We start from the raw sequence: 20239 nt of genomic DNA on the forward strand, positions 1-20239 counted from the left end.
CTATGTATATTTTAGGTGAATGATATGACTGCTAAATTGGTACTGGCCTGTTCGGTGTGCGGTTCAAGAAATTACAGTGTTCCAAGTAACCGCAATCAATCGGTGAGGCTGGAAATAAAGAAGTTCTGCAATAAATGCAATGCTCACACCCTACACAAAGAAACAAAATAGTTGAGTGAGAAGTCTTGCGTATTGATACAAGTTGGAGGTTACAAAAGGATGGTTAATTTCTTTCGCAATGTTGCATCAGAGATGAGAAAGGTCAGCTGGCCAAAACGTAAAGAATTAACACGCTACACAATCACTGTTATCACAACAGTCGTATTCGTCGCTGTTTTCTTTGCTGTTGTCGATTTAGGGATTTCCGAATTGATGCGTTTGATCATCGGTTCTAAATAAGAGAAAGATAGAATTAAGTGTATATAACATGCCAAAGCATGGTATAATGAACATTAATAGAGTACATGACCTTTAAGCCCGTTCACTTTTACGGGTTTTTTCATTTGGAGAAAAAAGTCAGAGAGTATTCTTTAAATAGCGAGGAGGGACGGACGCTAAGTCCTATCAAATGGAGAAGAATTGGTATGTAGTTCATACTTATTCAGGATATGAGAATAAGGTTAAAGCCAACCTTGAAAAACGTGTTGAATCAATGGGGATGCAAGACAAGATTTTCCGCGTGCTCGTGCCTGAAGAAGAAGAAACAGATATTAAGAACGGTAAGAAAAAAGTAGTGAAGAAGAAAGTATTCCCAGGTTACGTCATCGTGGAAATCGTCATGACAGATGATTCCTGGTATGTTGTGCGTAATACACCGGGAGTGACTGGATTCGTCGGTTCAACCGGTTCGGGGTCAAAGCCTACACCACTGCTGCCTGAAGAAGTGACGTATCTTCTTAAACAAATGGGTATGTCTGATAAGAAGATCGAGGTAGATTTTGAATTGGGCGAGACGGTGAAGGTGAACGAGGGGCCATTTGCCAACTTTACAGGCACGATCGAAGAGATCGATCCTGCCAAATCAAAAGTCAAAGTCCATGTAAATATGTTCGGCAGAGATACCCCGGTAGAGCTTGATTTCTCTCAAATTGATAAATTATAATGGAAAAGAACTTGAAATCACTTAAAAAAAGTGATAATATTTCATAAGTCAGTGCGTCTCGACAAGAGATACTGAAACTAATAAACGTTCTTTATGTTGATAAAGACATTTTTTACATTTGAGTGGGAGGGTGAAAAGCCCAATAACCACATCACGGACTTAAGGAGGTGTGTCTCGTGGCTAAAAAAGTTATCAAAATGGTTAAATTGCAGATTCCTGCAGGTAAAGCTAATCCAGCTCCACCGGTTGGTCCTGCATTAGGTCAAGCAGGTGTTAACATCATGGGATTCTGTAAGGAATTCAATGCTCGTACAGCAGATCAAGCTGGCTTAATCATTCCAGTTGAAATTACGGTATTTGAAGACCGTTCATTTACATTCATCACAAAAACTCCACCTGCTGCTGTTCTACTTAAGAAAGCGGCTGGTATCGAGTCTGGTTCAGGCGAACCTAACAGCAAAAAAGTGGCAACACTTAAACGCGATAAAGTACGTGAAATTGCTGAAACAAAAATGCCTGACTTAAATGCAGCTAGCGTTGAATCAGCTATGCGCATGGTAGAAGGAACTGCGCGCAGCATGGGTATCGTCATCGAAGACTAATCCAGCTTCGCTTATTTGAATGTTCCTGTTGAACGAGGTTGCGATGATGAAATGTATTGTTTCACTCTCGCAACCTTATTTCGTGGGAGGTTATTCCGCTAAAACCACATCAAGGAGGAAGTTATAAAATGGCTAAAAAAGGTAAAAAGTTTCTTGAAGCTCAAAAGCTTGTAGATCGTACTACAGCTTACTCAGTTCAAGAAGCAATCGAACTAGTAAAGAAAACAAACATCGCTAAGTTTGACGCAACTGTAGAAGTGGCGTTCCGCTTAGGAGTAGATACTCGTAAGAATGACCAGCAAATCCGTGGAGCAGTAGTTCTGCCGCATGGTACTGGTAAAACTCAAAAAGTTCTTGTATTCGCAAAAGGCGAAAAAGCGAAAGAAGCAGAAGCTGCTGGCGCTGACTTCGTTGGTGATGCAGACCTTATCAACAAAATCAACCAAGGTTGGTTCGAGTTCGACGTAATCGTTGCAACTCCGGACATGATGGGTGAAGTTGGTAAACTTGGTCGTGTATTAGGACCTAAAGGTTTAATGCCAAACCCTAAAACTGGAACAGTGACATTCGATGTTGAAAAAGCTGTTAACGAAATCAAAGCTGGTAAAGTAGAATACCGTGCTGACAAAGCTGGTAACGTACACGTTCCTGTTGGAAAGATTTCTTTCGACAGCGAAAAATTAGTTGAGAACTTCACAACTATGTACGAAACAATGCTTAAAGCTAAACCTTCTGCAGCTAAAGGAACTTACATGAAGAACGTTGCTGTTACTTCAACTATGGGTCCTGGCGTTAAAGTTGATCCTTCAACTTTTGCAGTTAAGGCATAATTTGGTATTGACTTACTAGGAACTAGTCATTATAATTAGTTCTGTTGTTAAAAAACGAATACATTTGTACCGTAGACAGTAGGTGCTCTTCTGGAGCTTAATTTCCTGCCGAGGTAATTGCGATAAAAAATGCGCGTATGATGCGTGTTAGCGATGCCCTTATGTCTACATGATATAAGGGCATTTTTTATTGGATGACGGTATAAATGTTCATCAGTCAATCTACAGGAGGTGTAATGATGAGCAGCATTCTAGAACAAAAGCAACACATCGTTGGAGAAATCTCTGACAAGCTAAAGAACAGTGTATCTACTATCATCGTAGATTACCGTGGCCTAGATGTTTCTGAAGTAACCGAGCTTCGTAAACAACTTCGTGAAGCTGGCATCGACTTCAAAGTGTACAAAAACACTATGACACGTCGTGCTGCAGCGGAAGCTGGTCTTGAAGGGTTGAACGAATTCTTAACTGGTCCAAACGCAATCGCGTTCAGTTCAGAAGAAGTTGTAGCTCCTGCCAAGATCCTTAATAACTTCGCTAAAGAACACGAAGCACTTGAAATCAAAGCTGGTGTTATCGAAGGAACAATCACATCTGTTGAAGATGTTAAAGCTATCGCTGAACTTCCAAGCCGCGAAGGACTTCTTTCTATGCTACTCAGCGTGCTTCAAGCTCCAATGCGCAACTTCGCATTGGCTACAAAAGCCGTTGCAGACCAAAAAGAAGAACAAGGCGCGTAAGTTAAACAGAGTCGCTTAAATAATATTATGAACCAACACACTAAGGAGGAAATTTAAAATGAGTAAAGAGCAAATCATTGACGCGATTAAAGAAATGTCCGTTCTTGAATTAAACGATCTAGTAAAAGCAATCGAAGAAGAATTTGGAGTAACTGCTGCTGCACCTGTAGCTGTAGCTGGTGGCGGAGCAGAAGCTGCTGCTGAAAAAACTGAATTTGACGTTGTTCTTGAGAGCGCTGGTTCTCAAAAGATCAAAGTTATCAAAGTTGTTCGTGAAATCACAGGTCTTGGACTTAAAGAAGCGAAAGAACTTGTTGACAACACTCCAAAAGCTCTTAAAGAAGGCGTTTCTAAAGAAGAAGCTGAAGAGCTTAAAGCTAAACTTGAAGAAGTTGGCGCTGGCGTAGAAGTTAAGTAATAATCGCATAGAAGAAAAGCTCGCTTTATAAGCGGGCTTTTTTCTTCTTTTGGTTATTTACTCCAAGCCATTTAACTGATGGAGGTGTAATAATGACTAATCACTATTATTCCAGCAAGCCGGAAGTAGAAAGCAATCCCCAGATGATCCAATTTGAATTACGCGGGCATTCATTGCGATTCAAAACGGACCAGGGAGTCTTTTCGAAAAGAGAAGTGGATTTCGGTTCAAGAACATTGATCGAAAACTTTGAGCTGCCGGAAACAGAAGGTGCCATATTGGATGTTGGCTGTGGATATGGTCCGATCGGTTTGGCTTTGGCGAAAGATTTTAAAGACCGGATAATCCATATGGTCGATGTAAATGAAAGAGCCCTAACACTTGCCGGAGAAAATGCGAAAGCGAACGGTGTAGAGAATGTGAGCATCTACCAAAGTGACCGGTATCAAAACGTCAAAGAAAAAAGCTTTGCGGCCATCCTTACGAATCCTCCGATAAGAGCGGGTAAGGAAACCGTTCATTCCATTCTTTCCGAGAGTTATGACTACTTGGCGGATAAAGGTGAGTTATGGGTCGTTATTCAGAAGAAACAAGGCGCTCCATCCGCCATGGATAAAATGGAAGAATTGTTCTCAAATGTAGAAATCGCCGCACGAAAAAAAGGGTACTACATTTTGAGGTCGGTAAAATAAATCCGTTGACGTAGCTAGTGCGCTATGATAACATTATAAAATGCAAAAATATTATTTTCCGGTATTGTGTCCATATGTATACATATTGGATAAATTGGAAAAGATTATAAAATAATAGTTCGTCATATGAAAATGAGGTTTTATCATTAAAACCCTTTTTCTTTTTGTCTTGTGTAGAGTCAAATCTACTATAGACAATATAGACACAACCAAAACGCTTGATTTGAGGGGTGAATCAGTTGACAGGTCAACTAGTTCAGTATGGACGACACCGCCAACGCAGAAGTTTTGCGCGTATCAGTGAAGTTTTAGAATTGCCGAATTTAATCGAAATTCAAACTTCCTCGTATCAATGGTTTCTTGATGAGGGGTTAAGAGAAATGTTCCGTGACATTTCTCCGATTGAGGACTTCACTGGTAATCTCTCTTTAGAATTTATTGATTATAGTCTGGGAGAGCCAAAGTACTCGGTGGAAGAATCAAAGGAAAGAGATGTAACTTACTCTGCGCCGCTTAGGGTGAAAGTCCGTCTTGTGAATAAGGAAACAGGAGAAGTAAAGGATCAAGACGTATTTATGGGTGATTTCCCATTAATGACGGATACAGGTACTTTTGTCATTAATGGAGCTGAGCGTGTCATCGTATCTCAGCTTGTGCGTTCACCTAGTGTGTACTTCAGCGGAAAAGTAGATAAGAACGGAAAGAAAGGGTTTACTGCTACCGTTATACCAAACCGCGGAGCTTGGCTTGAGTATGAAACAGATGCAAAAGATGTTGTTTATGTGCGAATTGATCGAACTCGCAAACTGCCGGTAACGGTTCTTTTACGTGCCCTTGGGTTTGGCTCTGATCAAGAAATCATCGATCTGATCGGTGATAATGAGTACATTCGTAACACGCTCGAGAAAGACAATACGGAAGGTATCGACAAAGCATTGCTCGAAATCTATGAGCGTCTGCGTCCAGGAGAGCCTCCTACAGTAGAAAATGCTAAAAGTTTACTCGTTTCACGTTTCTTTGATCCAAAGCGTTATGACTTGGCAAACGTTGGACGTTATAAGATGAATAAAAAGCTTCATATTAAGAACCGTTTATTCGGTCAGACTCTAGCAGAAACTCTAGCAGATCCGGAAACGGGCGAGATTCTTGCAGAGAAAGGCACGGTTCTTGACCGTCGTACACTTGATAAAGTCATCCCTTACTTAGAAGAGGGAATCGGCTTCAAGACGTATCAGCAGTCCGGCGGAGTATTGGAAGAAGATGTCCTTCTCCAATCTATCAAAATCTACTCTCCTAATGAAGAAGGAGAACATGAGATTAATGTCATCAGCAACGCGTATGTAGATGAAGAAGTCAAATACATCACACCTGCTGATATCATTTCTTCCATCTCGTACTTCTTCAATTTATTGCATGGAGTAGGATTTACAGATGATATCGACCACTTAGGTAACCGTCGTTTACGTTCGGTTGGCGAATTGCTGCAAAACCAGTTCCGCATCGGTCTTTCCCGTATGGAGCGTGTGGTTCGTGAAAGAATGTCCATCCAGGACACGAACACGATCACTCCACAGCAGCTGATCAATATTCGTCCGGTCATTGCTTCCATTAAAGAGTTCTTTGGAAGCTCACAGCTGTCTCAATTCATGGATCAGACGAATCCATTGGCAGAATTGACGCATAAACGCCGTCTGTCTGCACTTGGACCTGGTGGTCTGACGCGTGAACGTGCCGGGTTTGAAGTGCGTGACGTTCACTATTCCCACTATGGCCGTATGTGTCCGATTGAAACACCTGAGGGGCCGAACATCGGACTGATCAACTCACTTTCTTCATTTGCGAAAGTGAATAAATTCGGATTTATCGAAACACCATATCGTCGTGTTGATCCTGATACAGGTAAAGTAACCAGTCGTATCGATTACTTGACAGCCGATGAAGAAGACAACTATGTAGTGGCACAGGCGAATGCGCGTCTTGGTGACGATGGTGCATTCCTGGATGAAGAAGTAATCGCCCGTTTCCGTGGTGAAAACACGGTAATCAAGCGTGAACGCCTTGACTACATGGATGTATCACCTAAACAAGTAGTATCAGCTGCGACAGCATGTATTCCTTTCTTAGAGAACGATGACTCCAACCGTGCCCTGATGGGAGCGAACATGCAGCGACAAGCAGTACCTCTTATGAATCCTGAGTCTCCGATTGTAGGAACTGGTATGGAACACGTATCAGCTAAAGACTCCGGAGCTGCAGTCATCTGTAAGCATGAGGGTGTTGTGGAAAAAGTTGAAGCGAAACAAGTTTGGGTTCGCCGCGTGAAAGAAATCGATGGTCAGGAAGTAAAAGGCGACCTCGATAAGTACCGTATGCAAAAATTCATCCGTTCCAACCAGGGAACTTGTTACAACCAGCGTCCGATCGTAAGTGAAGGCGACCGTGTAGTAAAAGGGGAAATCCTTGCTGATGGTCCTTCCATGGAAAAAGGTGAATTAGCCTTAGGACGAAACGTAATGGTTGGTTTCATGACATGGGACGGTTACAACTATGAAGATGCGATCATCATGAGTGAGCGTCTTGTAAAAGACGATGTGTATACTTCTATTCATATTGAAGAATATGAGTCTGAGTCACGTGATACGAAGCTTGGACCTGAAGAAATCACCCGTGATATTCCAAATGTCGGTGAAGATGCCCTGCGCAATCTTGACGAACGTGGAATCATCCGCATCGGTGCAGAAGTAAAAGACGGTGACTTGCTTGTCGGTAAAGTAACGCCTAAAGGTGTAACGGAGCTGACAGCTGAGGAACGTCTATTACATGCAATCTTTGGTGAGAAAGCCCGTGAAGTCAGGGATACATCCCTTCGCGTACCGCATGGCGGCGGCGGAATCATCCTCGATGTAAAAGTCTTCAACCGTGAAGACGGCGACGAACTGCCACCGGGTGTGAACCAGCTGGTCCGCGTCTACATCGTTCAGAAACGTAAGATCTCTGAAGGTGACAAGATGGCCGGCCGACATGGTAACAAGGGTGTTATCTCTAAGATTTTACCTGAAGAAGACATGCCGTATCTGCCAGACGGTACACCGATCGATATCATGCTTAACCCATTAGGGGTACCATCACGTATGAACATCGGTCAGGTGCTTGAGCTGCACTTGGGTATGGCGGCAAGATATCTTGGCATTCATGTTGCTTCACCGGTATTTGATGGAGCGCGTGAGGAAGATGTTTGGTCTACAATCGAAGAAGCAGGTATGGCACGCGATGCCAAAACCGTTCTTTACGATGGTAGAACCGGTGAACCGTTTGACAACCGTGTATCAGTTGGGATTATGTACATGATCAAACTTGCTCACATGGTTGATGACAAACTTCACGCCCGTTCTACTGGTCCTTACTCACTTGTTACGCAGCAGCCGCTTGGAGGTAAAGCTCAATTCGGTGGTCAGCGTTTCGGTGAGATGGAGGTATGGGCACTTGAAGCATATGGTGCTGCATACACACTGCAAGAAATCCTTACAGTTAAATCCGATGACGTTGTCGGCCGTGTGAAAACATACGAAGCCATCGTCAAAGGTGAAAACGTTCCTGAGCCTGGAGTTCCAGAATCATTCAAGGTTCTGATCAAAGAGCTTCAAAGTTTAGGTATGGATGTTAAGATCCTTTCAAGCACGGAAGAAGAAATTGAAATGCGTGACTTGGAAGACGAAGAAGAAGTGCAACAAGCTGACACGCTAAATATATCTGAGTCTAATGAGCAAGAGTCCGAGACAGTAGGGTCAAAGGAATAAATTTAGAGCAATTAGGGTTAGAGCCTGTAGATTAAAAGGGAGGTAGGCCCCTTGCTAGATGTAAATAACTTTGAGTATATGAAAATTGGTTTAGCTTCCCCCGATAAGATCCGTTCGTGGTCTTACGGGGAAGTCAAAAAACCGGAAACCATTAACTATCGTACATTAAAGCCAGAAAAAGATGGATTGTTCTGTGAACGTATCTTCGGTCCTACAAAGGACTGGGAATGCCACTGCGGTAAATACAAACGTGTACGCTATAAAGGCGTCGTTTGTGACCGTTGTGGAGTTGAAGTAACAAAAGCGAAGGTTCGCCGTGAACGCATGGGTCACATCGAACTTGCAGCTCCTGTATCTCACATCTGGTACTTCAAAGGAATCCCAAGCCGTATGGGTCTTGTATTAGACATGTCCCCTCGTGCATTGGAAGAAGTCATTTACTTCGCTTCCTATGTTGTTACAGAGCCTGGTGATACGGCTCTTGAAAGAAAGCAGCTGCTTTCTGAGAAAGAATACCGTGCTTACCGTGAAAAATACGGAGTGAAATTCCAGGCGGCAATGGGTGCAGAAGCAATCAAAAAACTTCTTCAGGATATCGATCTTGACAAAGAAGCCGACTTCTTGAAAGAAGAGTTGAAAACCGCACAAGGCCAGCGCCGCACACGTGCAATCAAACGTCTTGAGGTGGTCGAGTCATTCAGAAACTCAGGAAATGATCCTGATTGGATGATCCTTGACGTACTTCCTGTCATTCCACCTGAGCTTCGTCCTATGGTTCAGTTGGATGGAGGACGATTTGCAACATCTGACTTGAACGATTTATATCGTCGCGTCATCAATCGTAACAACCGTTTAAAACGTTTATTAGATCTTGGTGCTCCAAGCATCATCGTGCAGAATGAGAAGCGTATGCTTCAAGAAGCTGTAGACGCTTTGATTGACAATGGCCGCCGCGGACGTCCGGTAACAGGACCAGGTAACCGTCCATTGAAATCTCTTTCTCACATGCTTAAAGGGAAGCAAGGTCGTTTCCGTCAAAACCTTCTTGGTAAACGTGTTGACTATTCTGGTCGTTCTGTAATCGTTGTAGGACCTAACCTGAAGATGTACCAATGTGGTCTTCCAAAAGAAATGGCACTTGAACTATTCAAGCCATTTGTCATGAAAGAACTCGTGGAAAAAGGGTTGGCTCACAACATTAAGAGTGCAAAACGCAAGATTGAGCGCGTACAGCCGGAAGTATGGGATGTATTGGAAGAAGTGATTAAAGAACACCCTGTTCTTCTAAACCGTGCACCTACCCTTCACAGACTTGGTATTCAAGCATTTGAACCAACTCTTGTAGAAGGTAGAGCAATCCGTCTTCACCCACTTGTATGTACGGCATACAACGCGGACTTTGACGGTGACCAAATGGCGGTTCACGTACCGCTATCTTCTGAAGCTCAAGCTGAAGCACGCATGCTGATGCTTGCTGCTCAAAACATCCTGAACCCTAAAGATGGTAAACCAGTCGTAACACCATCACAGGATATGGTATTGGGTAACTATTACCTGACACTTGAACGTGAGGATGCTGTAGGCGAAGGCATGGTCTTCTCTGATGCAAATGAAGTACTGCTTGCTTATCAAAACGGATATGTACACTTGCATACACGTATTGGAATCAATGCAGGAACACTTCATAACAAAACGTTCACTGAAAAGCAAAACAATCAAATGTTATTAACAACGGTTGGTAAAGTAATCTTCAACGAAATTTTACCGGACTCCTTCCCGTTCATTAATGAACCGACAAAGACGAACCTGGAAGAAGCTACTCCAGAAAAATACTTTGTTGAGCCTGGTACTGATATCAAGGAAGAGTTTAAAAATCGCGAGTTAATCAATCCGTTCAAAAAAGGTTTCTTAGGAAACATCATCGCCGAGGTATTCAAGAAGTTTGCGATCACAGAAACTTCGCGAATGCTCGATAAAATGAAAGATTTAGGATTCAAATATTCTTCTAAAGCCGGTATTACAGTCGGTATCGCCGATATCGTAGTACTAGCTGAAAAAGAACAAATCCTGGTGGAAGCACAAAGTAAAGTAGATAACGTATTGAAGCAATTCAAACGTGGTCTGATTACAGAAGATGAGAGATACGATCGTGTCATCTCCATCTGGAGTGCTGCGAAAGATACAATCCAAGGTAAGTTAATGGCGACTCTTGATAAGCGCAACCCGATCTTCATGATGAGTGACTCAGGTGCCCGTGGTAACGCATCTAACTTCACTCAGCTTGCCGGTATGCGTGGTCTGATGGCCAACCCGGCTGGTCGTATCATTGAATTACCGATCAAATCAAGTTTCCGTGAAGGTCTGACGGTTCTTGAATACTTCATCTCTACCCACGGTGCGCGTAAAGGTCTTGCCGATACAGCACTGAAGACAGCTGACTCGGGTTACTTGACTCGTCGTCTTGTTGATGTGGCGCAGGATGTCATTGTACGTGAAGAGGACTGCGGAACAGATAGAGGACTGCTTGTTGGTTCCATCAAAGAAGGAACGGAAATCATCGAGCCGCTTGAAGAGCGTCTGCTTGGCCGTTACTCACGTAAAACATTGCGTCACCCTGAAACAGATGAAATCCTTGTCGATGAAAATCAGCTGATCAACGAAGACTTAGCGAAGGTCATCGTAGATGCGGGTGTTGAACAAGTGTCAATCCGCTCTGCATTCACATGTAACACACGCCACGGTGTATGTGAAAAATGTTATGGTACAAACTTAGCTACTGGTCAGAAAGTAGAAGTAGGAGAAGCAGTCGGTATCATCGCTGCGCAATCAATCGGGGAACCTGGTACACAGTTAACGATGCGTACGTTCCATACCGGTGGTGTTGCCGGAGACGATATCACTCAAGGTTTACCGCGTATCCAAGAGATCTTCGAAGCGCGTAATCCGAAAGGTCAGGCTGTCATCTCTGAAATTGACGGTGTCATTACTTCAATCAGTGAAGGAAAAGATCGTCAATACGAAATCACTGTTCAAGGTGATGTGGAAACAAGAAATTACACAGCTCCTTACACAGCTCGTCTGAAGTTCGCTGTCAACGATAAAGTGGCACGCGGGCAAGAGCTTACAGAAGGTTCAATTGATCCGAAAGAACTTCTTAAAGTGCGTGACGTATCAGCCGTCCAAGAATACCTGCTGCGCGAAGTACAAAAAGTATATCGTATGCAAGGGGTTGAAATCGGCGATAAGCACGTTGAGGTCATGGTTCGTCAAATGCTTCGTAAAGTCCGTGTCATCGACGCCGGTGAAACTGAGGTACTTCCAGGTACACTCATGGATATCCACCAGTTCAGAGACGCGAATGAGAATGCATTGCTTAACGGAAGCATTCCAGCTACAGGAAGACCTGTACTTCTTGGAATCACGAAAGCTTCCCTTGAGACGGATTCCTTCTTATCTGCAGCTTCATTCCAGGAAACAACTCGCGTGTTGACGGATGCTGCAATCAAAGGAAAACGCGATGAACTTCTAGGCTTGAAAGAGAATGTCATCATCGGTAAACTGGTCCCTGCTGGTACAGGTATGCAGCGTTACCGTAAGGCAGAACCTGTTTTAGCCGAAGAAACCATTGAAGAAACAGTTACTGTAGAGTAATCTAATATGGCTAACTCTTAGATTGTGTTCACTTTCTAAGAGTTAGCTTTTATAAATCTTTTGATTCTGTGTTGACATAGGAATTTTAAGATGATAATATATTCAAGGTTGCTCCTATTAATAACCTGCTACTTTGGAGGATATCAAATGTCTTATGAAAAAGTATCACAGGCGCAAGAAATTATTGTAGGGACAAAGCAAGCAGTGAAAGCTCTGAAGAATGGTCATGTACTGGAAGTTGTTATCGCGGAAGATGCTGATCCGAGGGTGATAGCGAAAGTGGTGCAGGCAGCTAAAGATCATGATGTACAGGTCAACAAAGTGGATTCTATGAAGAAGCTTGGCAGATCGTGCGGAATAGATGTTGGAGCGGCAGCTGTTGCGATTATACAGTAAAATAGTTTTTGTAGACTATATCTGCAAAAACTTTACTTTTACCCAAAAATGATCCACCTGGATGTGTGGGCTTACCAAGTAAGAAGGGAGGAAAACAAAATGCCAACTATTAACCAATTAGTTCGCAAGCCTCGTCAGTCTAAATCTACAAAGTCTAAGTCACCAGCACTTAACAAAGGCTACAACAGCTTCAAGAAAGTGCACACGAACTTGTCTTCTCCACAAAAACGTGGTGTATGTACTCGTGTAGGTACAATGACTCCAAAGAAACCGAACTCGGCTTTACGTAAATATGCTCGTGTTCGTTTGACAAATGGAATCGAGGTTACTGCTTACATTCCTGGTATCGGGCACAACCTTCAAGAGCACAGTGTCGTGCTTATCCGTGGAGGACGTGTAAAAGATTTACCGGGGGTACGTTATCATATCGTACGTGGTGCGCTTGATACAGCTGGAGTTGACGGCCGTATGCAAGGACGTTCTAAATACGGAACAAAGCGCCCTAAAGCAGCTAAAAAATAATAACAAAATCATAGATTCATTTCTCGTTGAAAGGAGGAAATCACATGCCACGTAAAGGTCCTGTAGCAAAAAGAGACGTTTTACCTGATCCAATGTACAATTCTAAATTAGTTACCCGCTTAATCAACAAAATCATGATTGACGGTAAAAGAGGTAAAGCTCAAAAGAAATTATACTCTGCGTTTGATATCATCAGTGAGCGTTCTGGGAAAGATGCAATGGAAGTATTCGATGCAGCTTTAAAGAATATCATGCCGGTATTAGAAGTTAAAGCTCGTCGTGTTGGTGGTTCAAACTACCAAGTACCTGTTGAGGTTCGCCCTGAGCGTCGTACGACTCTAGGTCTTCGTTGGTTAGTAAACTACTCTCGTCTTCGCGGTGAGAAGACAATGGAAGAGCGTTTAGCTAACGAAATCCTTGATGCAGCTAACAACACTGGTGCTTCTGTTAAGAAGCGTGAAGATACACACAAGATGGCTGAAGCGAACAAAGCGTTTGCTCACTATCGCTGGTAATCTTCTTTTAATAAACAAACTAATCATTCTGATATAAGGAAGGAGAAAGACCACATGCCAAGAGAGTTCTCCTTAGAAAACACTCGTAATATCGGTATCATGGCTCACATCGATGCCGGTAAAACAACTGCAACTGAGCGTATCCTATTTTACACTGGTCGTATCCATAAAATTGGAGAAACTCACGAAGGTGCTTCTCAAATGGACTGGATGGAGCAGGAGCAAGAGCGTGGTATCACGATCACATCTGCTGCGACAACAGCTCAATGGAAAGGCCATCGTATCAACATCATCGATACACCTGGACACGTAGACTTCACTGTTGAAGTTGAACGTTCCCTGCGTGTACTTGATGGTGCGGTAGCAGTACTTGATGCTCAATCTGGTGTTGAGCCTCAAACTGAAACTGTATGGCGCCAAGCAACAACTTACGGGGTTCCTCGTGTTGTGTTCGTTAACAAAATGGACAAAATCGGTGCTGACTTCCTTTACTCTGTAAAAACTCTTCATGAGCGTTTACAAGCGAATGCACACCCAATTCAGCTTCCTATCGGTGCTGAAGATGATTTCGAAGGTATCATCGACCTAGTGGAAATGAAAGCTTATTTCTATGAAGATGACCTTGGAACACGTGCAGAAGCTCGTGACATTCCTGATGAGTACAAAGATCAAGCTGAAGAATACCGTGGAAAATTAATAGAAGCAGTTTCTGAACTTGATGAAGAGTTAATGATGAAATACCTAGAAGGCGAAGAGCTTACAAATGATGAGCTTAAAGCGGCTATCCGTACAGCAACTCTAACTGTTGAGTTCTATCCGGTAGTTTGTGGATCAGCCTTCAAAAACAAAGGGGTTCAATTACTAATTGACTCAGTTATTGATTATCTTCCAGCGCCAACAGACGTTGAAGATATCAAAGGTTTTGTTCCTGAAACAGAAGAAGAAGTAACTCGTCCATCTTCAGACGATGCTCCATTCTCTGCTTTGGCGTTCAAAGTTGCAACTGACCCTTATGTTGGTAAATTAACATTCTTCCGTGTGTACTCTGGTATCCTAGAGTCAGGTTCATACGTAAGAAACTCTTCAAAAGGAAAGCGTGAACGTGTAGGACGTATCCTTCAAATGCACGCTAACTCCCGTGAAGAGATCTCAAGCGTTTACGCTGGGGATATCGCAGCAGCAGTTGGTCTTAAAGATACAAGTACTGGAGATACACTATGTGATGAAAAGAATCTTGTTATTCTTGAATCTATGGTATTCCCAGAGCCTGTTATCTCTCTATCTGTTGAGCCTAAATCAAAGGCTGACCAAGATAAGATGACTACTGCCCTGCAAAAACTTCAAGAGGAAGATCCAACATTCCGTGCGCATACTGACCAGGAAACTGGACAGGTTATCATCGCGGGTATGGGTGAGCTTCACTTAGATATCATCGTTGACCGTATGAAACGTGAATTCAAAGTAGAAGCAAACGTAGGTGCTCCTCAAGTATCTTACCGTGAAACTTTCCGTGATACGGCTAAAGTTGAAGGTAAGTTCGCTCGTCAATCTGGTGGACGTGGACAATTCGGACACGTTTGGATCGAATTCGCGCCTAACGAAGAAGGTAAAGGATTCGAATTCGAGAACGGTATCGTCGGTGGTGTAGTTCCACGTGAATACATCCCTGCAGTACAAGCCGGCCTTGAAGATGCACTTGAAAATGGTGTACTTGCTGGTTTCCCACTTGTTGATGTTAAAGCAAGATTATTCGACGGTTCATACCATGACGTTGACTCCTCTGAAATGGCGTTTAAGATCGCTGCTTCAATGGCACTTAAGAATGCCGCTTCTAAATGTAAGCCGGTAATCCTTGAGCCAATGATGAAGGTAGAGGTTGTTATCCCTGAGGAATACCTTGGAGATATCATGGGTGACGTTACTTCTCGTCGTGGACGCGTAGAAGGTATGGAAGCACGCGGTAACGCTCAAGTCGTTAAAGCGTTCGTACCACTATCTGAAATGTTTGGATATGCAACGTCTCTTCGTTCTAACACACAAGGACGCGGAACGTACTCCATGCACTTCGATCACTACGAAGAAGTACCTAAGTCGATTTCTGAAGAAATCATCAAAAAAAATAAAGGTGAATAATTGATTTATTCCCTTCAATAAAGTATAAATACTATTGTAAGCTAGTACATTTTCAGAGGTGGGGCAATCCACTTCTGAAAATAACCTAACAATATACTTATTTCTTTTAAAATTAAAGGAGGATTTTCAAATGGGTAAGGAAAAATTTGATCGTTCCAAGCAACATGCGAATATCGGTACAATCGGTCACGTTGACCATGGTAAAACTACATTAACTGCTGCAATCACAACTACACTTCACAAGAAGTATGGTCGTGGAACTGCAATGGCTTATGACCAAATCGATGGTGCACCAGAAGAAAGAGAGCGTGGAATCACAATCTCTACTGCACACGTTGAGTACGAAACTGACACTCGTCACTATGCACACGTTGACTGCCCAGGACACGCTGACTATGTTAAAAACATGATCACTGGTGCTGCGCAAATGGACGGAGGTATCCTAGTAGTATCTGCTGCTGATGGTCCAATGCCACAAACTCGTGAGCACATCCTTCTTTCTCGTCAAGTAGGTGTACCTTACCTAGTTGTATTCATGAACAAATGTGACATGGTAGACGACGAAGAGCTACTTGAATTAGTAGAAATGGAAGTACGTGACCTTCTTTCTGAGTACGATTTCCCTGGTGATGACGTACCAGTAATCAAAGGTTCTGCTCTTAAAGCTCTTGAAGGAGATCCTGCGTGGGAAGAAAAAATCTACGAACTTATGGAAGCTGTAGACAGCTACATCCCAACTCCAGAGCGTGACACTGAAAAGCCATTCATGATGCCTGTTGAGGATGTATTCTCAATCACAGGTCGTGGTACAGTTGCTACTGGTCGTGTTGAGCGTGGACAAGTTAAAGTTGGAGACACTATCGACATCATCGGTCTTTCTGATGAGCCTAAATCTACTACTGTAACAGGTGTAGAAATGTTCCGTAAGCTTCTTGATTATGCTGAAGCTGGAGACAACATCGGTGCTCTACTTCGTGGGGTAGCTCGTGAAGATATCCAACGTGGTCAAGTACTTGCTAAACCAGGTACAATCACTCCACACACTAAGTTCAAAGCAGAAGTTTATGTTCTTTCTAAAGAAGAAGGTGGACGTCACACTCCATTCTTCACTAACTACCGCCCTCAGTTCTACTTCCGTACAACTGACGTAACTGGTATCTGTAACCTTCCTGAAGGTGTAGAAATGGTTATGCCTGGCGATAACATCGAAATGACTGTTGAGCTTATCGCTCCAATCGCTATCGAAGAAGGTACTAAGTTCTCTATCCGTGAGGGTGGACGTACTGTAGGTGCTGGAGTAGTAGCTACAATCACTGAGTAATCAATGATGATATAAAACAGATGGACACCTTGTCCATCTGTTTTTTTATGTTGTATTTGACCTGGTTGTTGTAAGGAATAAATGTAGAAAGAAATAGTTTAAGAAAGGACAGATTTGATTTTTATAATGGCAGTTATAACACACGGATCTTGTTTTGATACTAATTAAGTGTTCGTCGATATATGACCCCATTCCGTGTTTTTTAATCCCAATAGAAATTTTATGAACTTGTCTGCAACGATATGATTCGTTATTCGAATTTGTCATCATAATCTTTGTAAAATCTAAACAAAACAATTTAAATTCTAAATACGCATTCGTCACCGCCTTCACTTGATCAGCAACGTTAAAACACCAATATCCAAATGGATTTCCCACCTAAAGAACGACTTTCTACTATATATATAGAACGACCACAGTAGAAGATCTTGAAACTGAAAATCCTCTCAGAGCCATCCATTATTAAATATTGTGAAAACTCCACATCCACTTGAATTTCACCCATCCAGTTTGTATAATAGAGAAAGTGTGCAAAACATATAGATTTTGCAAGAAACCCTTGCATCTTCTAGGTGTTTTAGTTATAATAGACAATGTTGGTCTTTGACTGCGATGAAATGGAAGGTTGCTGACACACCCGGCCGCTTTGCCATGGCGAGTGTGTGGGAAATTTCCATGGAGAATGTCTATTCAAAATAGGCGAAAAAGGAGGGAAAATAATGGCAAAACAAAAGATTCGTATCCGTTTAAAGGCTTATGATCACAGAATTCTTGATCAGTCAGCTGAGAAAATTGTTGAAACAGCAAAACGTTCTGGTGCGGCGGTTTCTGGACCGATCCCACTTCCGACAGAAAAGTCTGTTTACACAATCTTGCGTGCTGTGCACAAATACAAAGATTCTCGTGAGCAATTCGAAATGCGTACACACAAACGCTTAATCGACATTGTGAACCCAACACCACAAACAGTTGATGCGCTTATGCGTTTAGACTTACCATCTGGTGTAGATATCGAAATCAAACTTTAATCTTATAAATTATAATTAACAGGAGGTGTGACTTATGACCAAAGGAATCTTAGGAAGAAAGATCGGTATGACTCAAGTTTTTGCTGAAAACGGTGATCTTATCCCTGTAACAGTTATCGAAGCTGCTCAAAACGTTATTCTTCAAAAGAAATCTGTAGATGTTGATGGATACGATGCGATCCAAGTAGGTTTCGAAGACAAACGCGAAAAGCTTTCTAACAAGCCAGAGAAAGGCCACGTTGCTAAAGCTGAAACTGCTCCTAAGCGCTTCATCCGTGAAATCCGCGGTGTAAACGTAGAAGAGTACGAAGTTGGTCAAGAAGTCAAAGTTGATATTTTCGCTGCAGGCGATGTAGTAGATGTAACAGGAGTTTCAAAAGGGAAAGGTTTCCAAGGTGCGATCAAGCGTCATAACCAATCTCGCGGACCTATGTCTCACGGTTCTCGTTATCACCGTCGTCCTGGTTCAATGGGTCCTGTCGATCCGAACCGCGTATTCAAAGGTAAATTACTACCTGGACGCATGGGTGGAGAACAAATCACGATTCAAAACCTTGAAATCGTAAAAGTGGATGCAGAACGCAACCTGATCTTAGTAAAAGGTAATGTACCTGGACCTAAGAAACAACTTATCAAAGTTAAAACGGCTATCAAAGCAGTTAAATAATAGAACTTCTCAGGAAAGGAGGAAATAAGAATGCCGAAAGTAGCATTATTTAACCAAACAGGTTCTAAAGTTGGTGATATCGAACTTAATGATTCTGTATTTGGTATTGAACCAAACAAACATGTACTGTTTGAAGCAGTATTAATGCAAAGAGCTTCTTTACGTCAAGGAAATCATAAAGTAAAAAATCGTTCTGAAGTACGTGGCGGTGGACGTAAACCATGGCGTCAAAAGGGAACAGGTCGTGCTCGTCAAGGGTCAATCCGTTCTCCACAATGGCGCGGCGGTGGTGTTGTATTTGGACCAGTTCCACGCAGCTACAGCTACAAATTACCTAAGAAAGTTCGTCGCTTAGCGATCAAATCTGCTCTTTCTTCTAAAGTAGTGGAAGAGAACATCTTAGTATTAGAAGCATTATCATTTGATGCTCCAAAAACAAAGGAATTTGCTAACGTTCTTAAAGGTCTTTCAATTAACGCTAAAACATTAGTCGTTACTGATGGTCTTGACGAAAACGTAGCACTTTCAGCTCGTAACATCCCTGGTGTAACTGTTGTTACTGCAGATGGAATCAGCGTTCTTGATGTATTAGGACACGACAAACTAGTGATGACTAAATCAGCTGTTGAAAAAGTAGAGGAGGTGCTTGCATAATGGATGTACGTGAAATCATTAAGCGCCCCGTAATTACAGAAGCTTCTACAGATCTTATGTCTGAGAAAAAGTATACGTTTGAAGTTGATACTAGAGCGAACAAAACTCAAGTTAAAGATGCTGTTGAAGAAATCTTTGACGTAAAAGTCGAAAAAGTTAACATCATGAACTACAAAGGCAAATTCAAGCGTATGGGTCGTCACGCTGGTTACACTAACAAGCGTCGTAAAGCGATCGTAAAGCTTACTGCTGACAGTAAAGAAATCGAATTCTTTGAAGTATAATTCACTTAATTAAGAAGAGGAGGGAAAAACATGGCGATTAAAAAGTACAAACCTACCTCTAATGGTCGTCGCGGTATGACTTCATCTGATTTCGCAGAAATCACAACGGATTCTCCGGAAAAGTCACTTTTAGCACCCCTGCATAAAAAGGGTGGCCGTAACAACCAAGGTAAGTTAACAGTTCGTCATCAAGGCGGCGGTCATAAGCGTCAATACCGTATCATCGACTTCAAACGTGATAAAGATGGTATACCTGGACGCGTTGCTACGATCGAATACGATCCGAACCGCTCTGCAAATATTGCACTAATCAACTACGCTGATGGAGAAAAGCGTTACATCCTTGCACCTAAGTCAATCGAAGTAGGTATGGAAGTAATGTCTGGACCTGAAGCAGATATCAAAACAGGTAATGCGTTACCGCTTATCAACATCCCTGTTGGTACAGTAGTACACAATATCGAACTTAAACCAGGTAAAGGTGGTCAGCTGGTACGTTCTGCTGGTACATCTGCACAAGTACTTGGTAAAGAAGGTAAATACGTTCTTGTACGCCTAAACTCTGGTGAGACTCGTATGATCCTTTCTGCTTGCCGCGCTACAGTAGGTCAAGTTGGAAATGAGCAGCACGAACTTATCAACATCGGTAAAGCAGGACGTTCTCGCTGGTTAGGTAAGCGCCCAACAGTTCGTGGTTCTGTAATGAACCCTAACGATCACCCACACGGTGGTGGTGAAGGACGTGCGCCAATCGGACGTAAATCACCAATGTCTCCATGGGGCAAACCTACTCTTGGATACAAGACACGTAAGAAAAACAACAAATCAGATAAATTTATTGTGCGTCGTCGCAAAAAATAACGGGGTTGAACTACGGTTCGTTCACA

20 protein-coding genes and 1 other annotated feature are annotated in these 20239 nt (G+C 42.6%); all 20 genes read left to right on the forward strand.

Features of this window, described 5'->3' with window-relative positions; translation table 11 throughout:
- Positions 1-24 precede the first annotated feature (24 nt).
- The 20 genes from rpmG to rplB all read left to right on the forward strand — a co-directional run bounded on the left by rpmG (position 25) and on the right by rplB (position 20213).
- Positions 25-171, forward strand: a complete 147-nt coding sequence (gene rpmG, locus ACUXV2_RS20495) for a 50S ribosomal protein L33 (RefSeq protein ID WP_446244947.1) — start codon at positions 25-27, stop codon at positions 169-171.
- 48 nt (positions 172-219) lie between these two features.
- Entirely contained in the window at positions 220-399 is a 180-nt protein-coding gene (gene secE, locus ACUXV2_RS20500; protein WP_446244948.1) for a preprotein translocase subunit SecE, read from the forward strand.
- Positions 400-568: 169 nt separating this feature from the next.
- On the forward strand, positions 569-1102 hold the full coding sequence (gene nusG / locus ACUXV2_RS20505) for a transcription termination/antitermination protein NusG (RefSeq protein WP_446244949.1): 534 nt from the start codon (positions 569-571) through the stop codon (positions 1100-1102).
- Positions 1103-1278: 176 nt separating this feature from the next.
- The gene (rplK, locus tag ACUXV2_RS20510; protein ID WP_032085258.1) at positions 1279-1704 is read left to right on the forward strand and encodes a 50S ribosomal protein L11; all 426 of its coding nucleotides are present in this window, start codon (positions 1279-1281) and stop codon (positions 1702-1704) included.
- Between the two features lie 128 nt (positions 1705-1832).
- Complete coding sequence (rplA, locus tag ACUXV2_RS20515) at positions 1833-2534, forward strand: 50S ribosomal protein L1 (protein WP_446244950.1); 702 nt, start codon at positions 1833-1835, stop codon at positions 2532-2534.
- A 51-nt stretch (positions 2535-2585) separates the two neighbouring features.
- Positions 2586-2731 (forward strand) — a sequence feature (ribosomal protein L10 leader region).
- Between the two features lie 42 nt (positions 2732-2773).
- The gene (gene rplJ / locus ACUXV2_RS20520) at positions 2774-3274 is read left to right on the forward strand and encodes a 50S ribosomal protein L10 (RefSeq protein ID WP_175989565.1); all 501 of its coding nucleotides are present in this window, start codon (positions 2774-2776) and stop codon (positions 3272-3274) included.
- A 58-nt stretch (positions 3275-3332) separates the two neighbouring features.
- Positions 3333-3692: a 50S ribosomal protein L7/L12 gene (gene rplL, locus ACUXV2_RS20525; protein WP_446244951.1), complete on the forward strand. Its 360-nt coding sequence runs from the start codon at positions 3333-3335 to the stop codon at positions 3690-3692.
- 92 nt (positions 3693-3784) lie between these two features.
- Positions 3785-4384 carry a class I SAM-dependent methyltransferase gene (locus tag ACUXV2_RS20530; RefSeq protein WP_446244952.1) on the forward strand — a complete coding sequence of 200 codons (600 nt, stop codon included), beginning with the start codon at positions 3785-3787 and terminating at the stop codon, positions 4382-4384.
- Between the two features lie 239 nt (positions 4385-4623).
- Positions 4624-8181: a DNA-directed RNA polymerase subunit beta gene (gene rpoB / locus ACUXV2_RS20535; RefSeq protein WP_446244953.1), complete on the forward strand. Its 3558-nt coding sequence runs from the start codon at positions 4624-4626 to the stop codon at positions 8179-8181.
- Positions 8182-8232: 51 nt separating this feature from the next.
- Positions 8233-11832, forward strand: a complete 3600-nt coding sequence (gene rpoC, locus ACUXV2_RS20540; protein WP_446244954.1) for a DNA-directed RNA polymerase subunit beta' — start codon at positions 8233-8235, stop codon at positions 11830-11832.
- A gap of 147 nt (positions 11833-11979) precedes the next feature.
- Positions 11980-12228 carry a 50S ribosomal protein L7ae-like protein gene (locus ACUXV2_RS20545; RefSeq protein ID WP_446244955.1) on the forward strand — a complete coding sequence of 83 codons (249 nt, stop codon included), beginning with the start codon at positions 11980-11982 and terminating at the stop codon, positions 12226-12228.
- Positions 12229-12327: 99 nt separating this feature from the next.
- Positions 12328-12750: a 30S ribosomal protein S12 gene (gene rpsL, locus ACUXV2_RS20550; RefSeq protein ID WP_034765995.1), complete on the forward strand. Its 423-nt coding sequence runs from the start codon at positions 12328-12330 to the stop codon at positions 12748-12750.
- A 44-nt stretch (positions 12751-12794) separates the two neighbouring features.
- Entirely contained in the window at positions 12795-13265 is a 471-nt protein-coding gene (gene rpsG, locus ACUXV2_RS20555; RefSeq protein WP_032085267.1) for a 30S ribosomal protein S7, read from the forward strand.
- A gap of 54 nt (positions 13266-13319) precedes the next feature.
- On the forward strand, positions 13320-15398 hold the full coding sequence (gene fusA, locus ACUXV2_RS20560; protein WP_032085268.1) for an elongation factor G: 2079 nt from the start codon (positions 13320-13322) through the stop codon (positions 15396-15398).
- 130 nt (positions 15399-15528) lie between these two features.
- Positions 15529-16719 (forward strand): elongation factor Tu, encoded by a 1191-nt coding sequence (gene tuf, locus ACUXV2_RS20565; protein WP_446244956.1) that lies wholly within the window; start codon positions 15529-15531, stop codon positions 16717-16719.
- A gap of 719 nt (positions 16720-17438) precedes the next feature.
- Entirely contained in the window at positions 17439-17747 is a 309-nt protein-coding gene (gene rpsJ, locus ACUXV2_RS20570) for a 30S ribosomal protein S10 (RefSeq protein WP_007085291.1), read from the forward strand.
- Between the two features lie 34 nt (positions 17748-17781).
- Positions 17782-18414 (forward strand): 50S ribosomal protein L3, encoded by a 633-nt coding sequence (gene rplC / locus ACUXV2_RS20575; RefSeq protein ID WP_446244957.1) that lies wholly within the window; start codon positions 17782-17784, stop codon positions 18412-18414.
- A gap of 30 nt (positions 18415-18444) precedes the next feature.
- Complete coding sequence (rplD, locus tag ACUXV2_RS20580) at positions 18445-19068, forward strand: 50S ribosomal protein L4 (RefSeq protein WP_446244958.1); 624 nt, start codon at positions 18445-18447, stop codon at positions 19066-19068.
- Complete coding sequence (rplW, locus tag ACUXV2_RS20585; protein WP_224878088.1) at positions 19068-19352, forward strand: 50S ribosomal protein L23; 285 nt, start codon at positions 19068-19070, stop codon at positions 19350-19352. Before rplD ends, rplW begins: the two co-directional genes overlap by 1 nt.
- Before the next feature lie 30 nt (positions 19353-19382).
- Positions 19383-20213, forward strand: a complete 831-nt coding sequence (rplB, locus tag ACUXV2_RS20590) for a 50S ribosomal protein L2 (protein WP_175986355.1) — start codon at positions 19383-19385, stop codon at positions 20211-20213.
- The last annotated feature ends 26 nt before the right edge of the window (positions 20214-20239 follow it).

The organism is Rossellomorea sp. NS-SX7 (assembly GCF_052828565.1).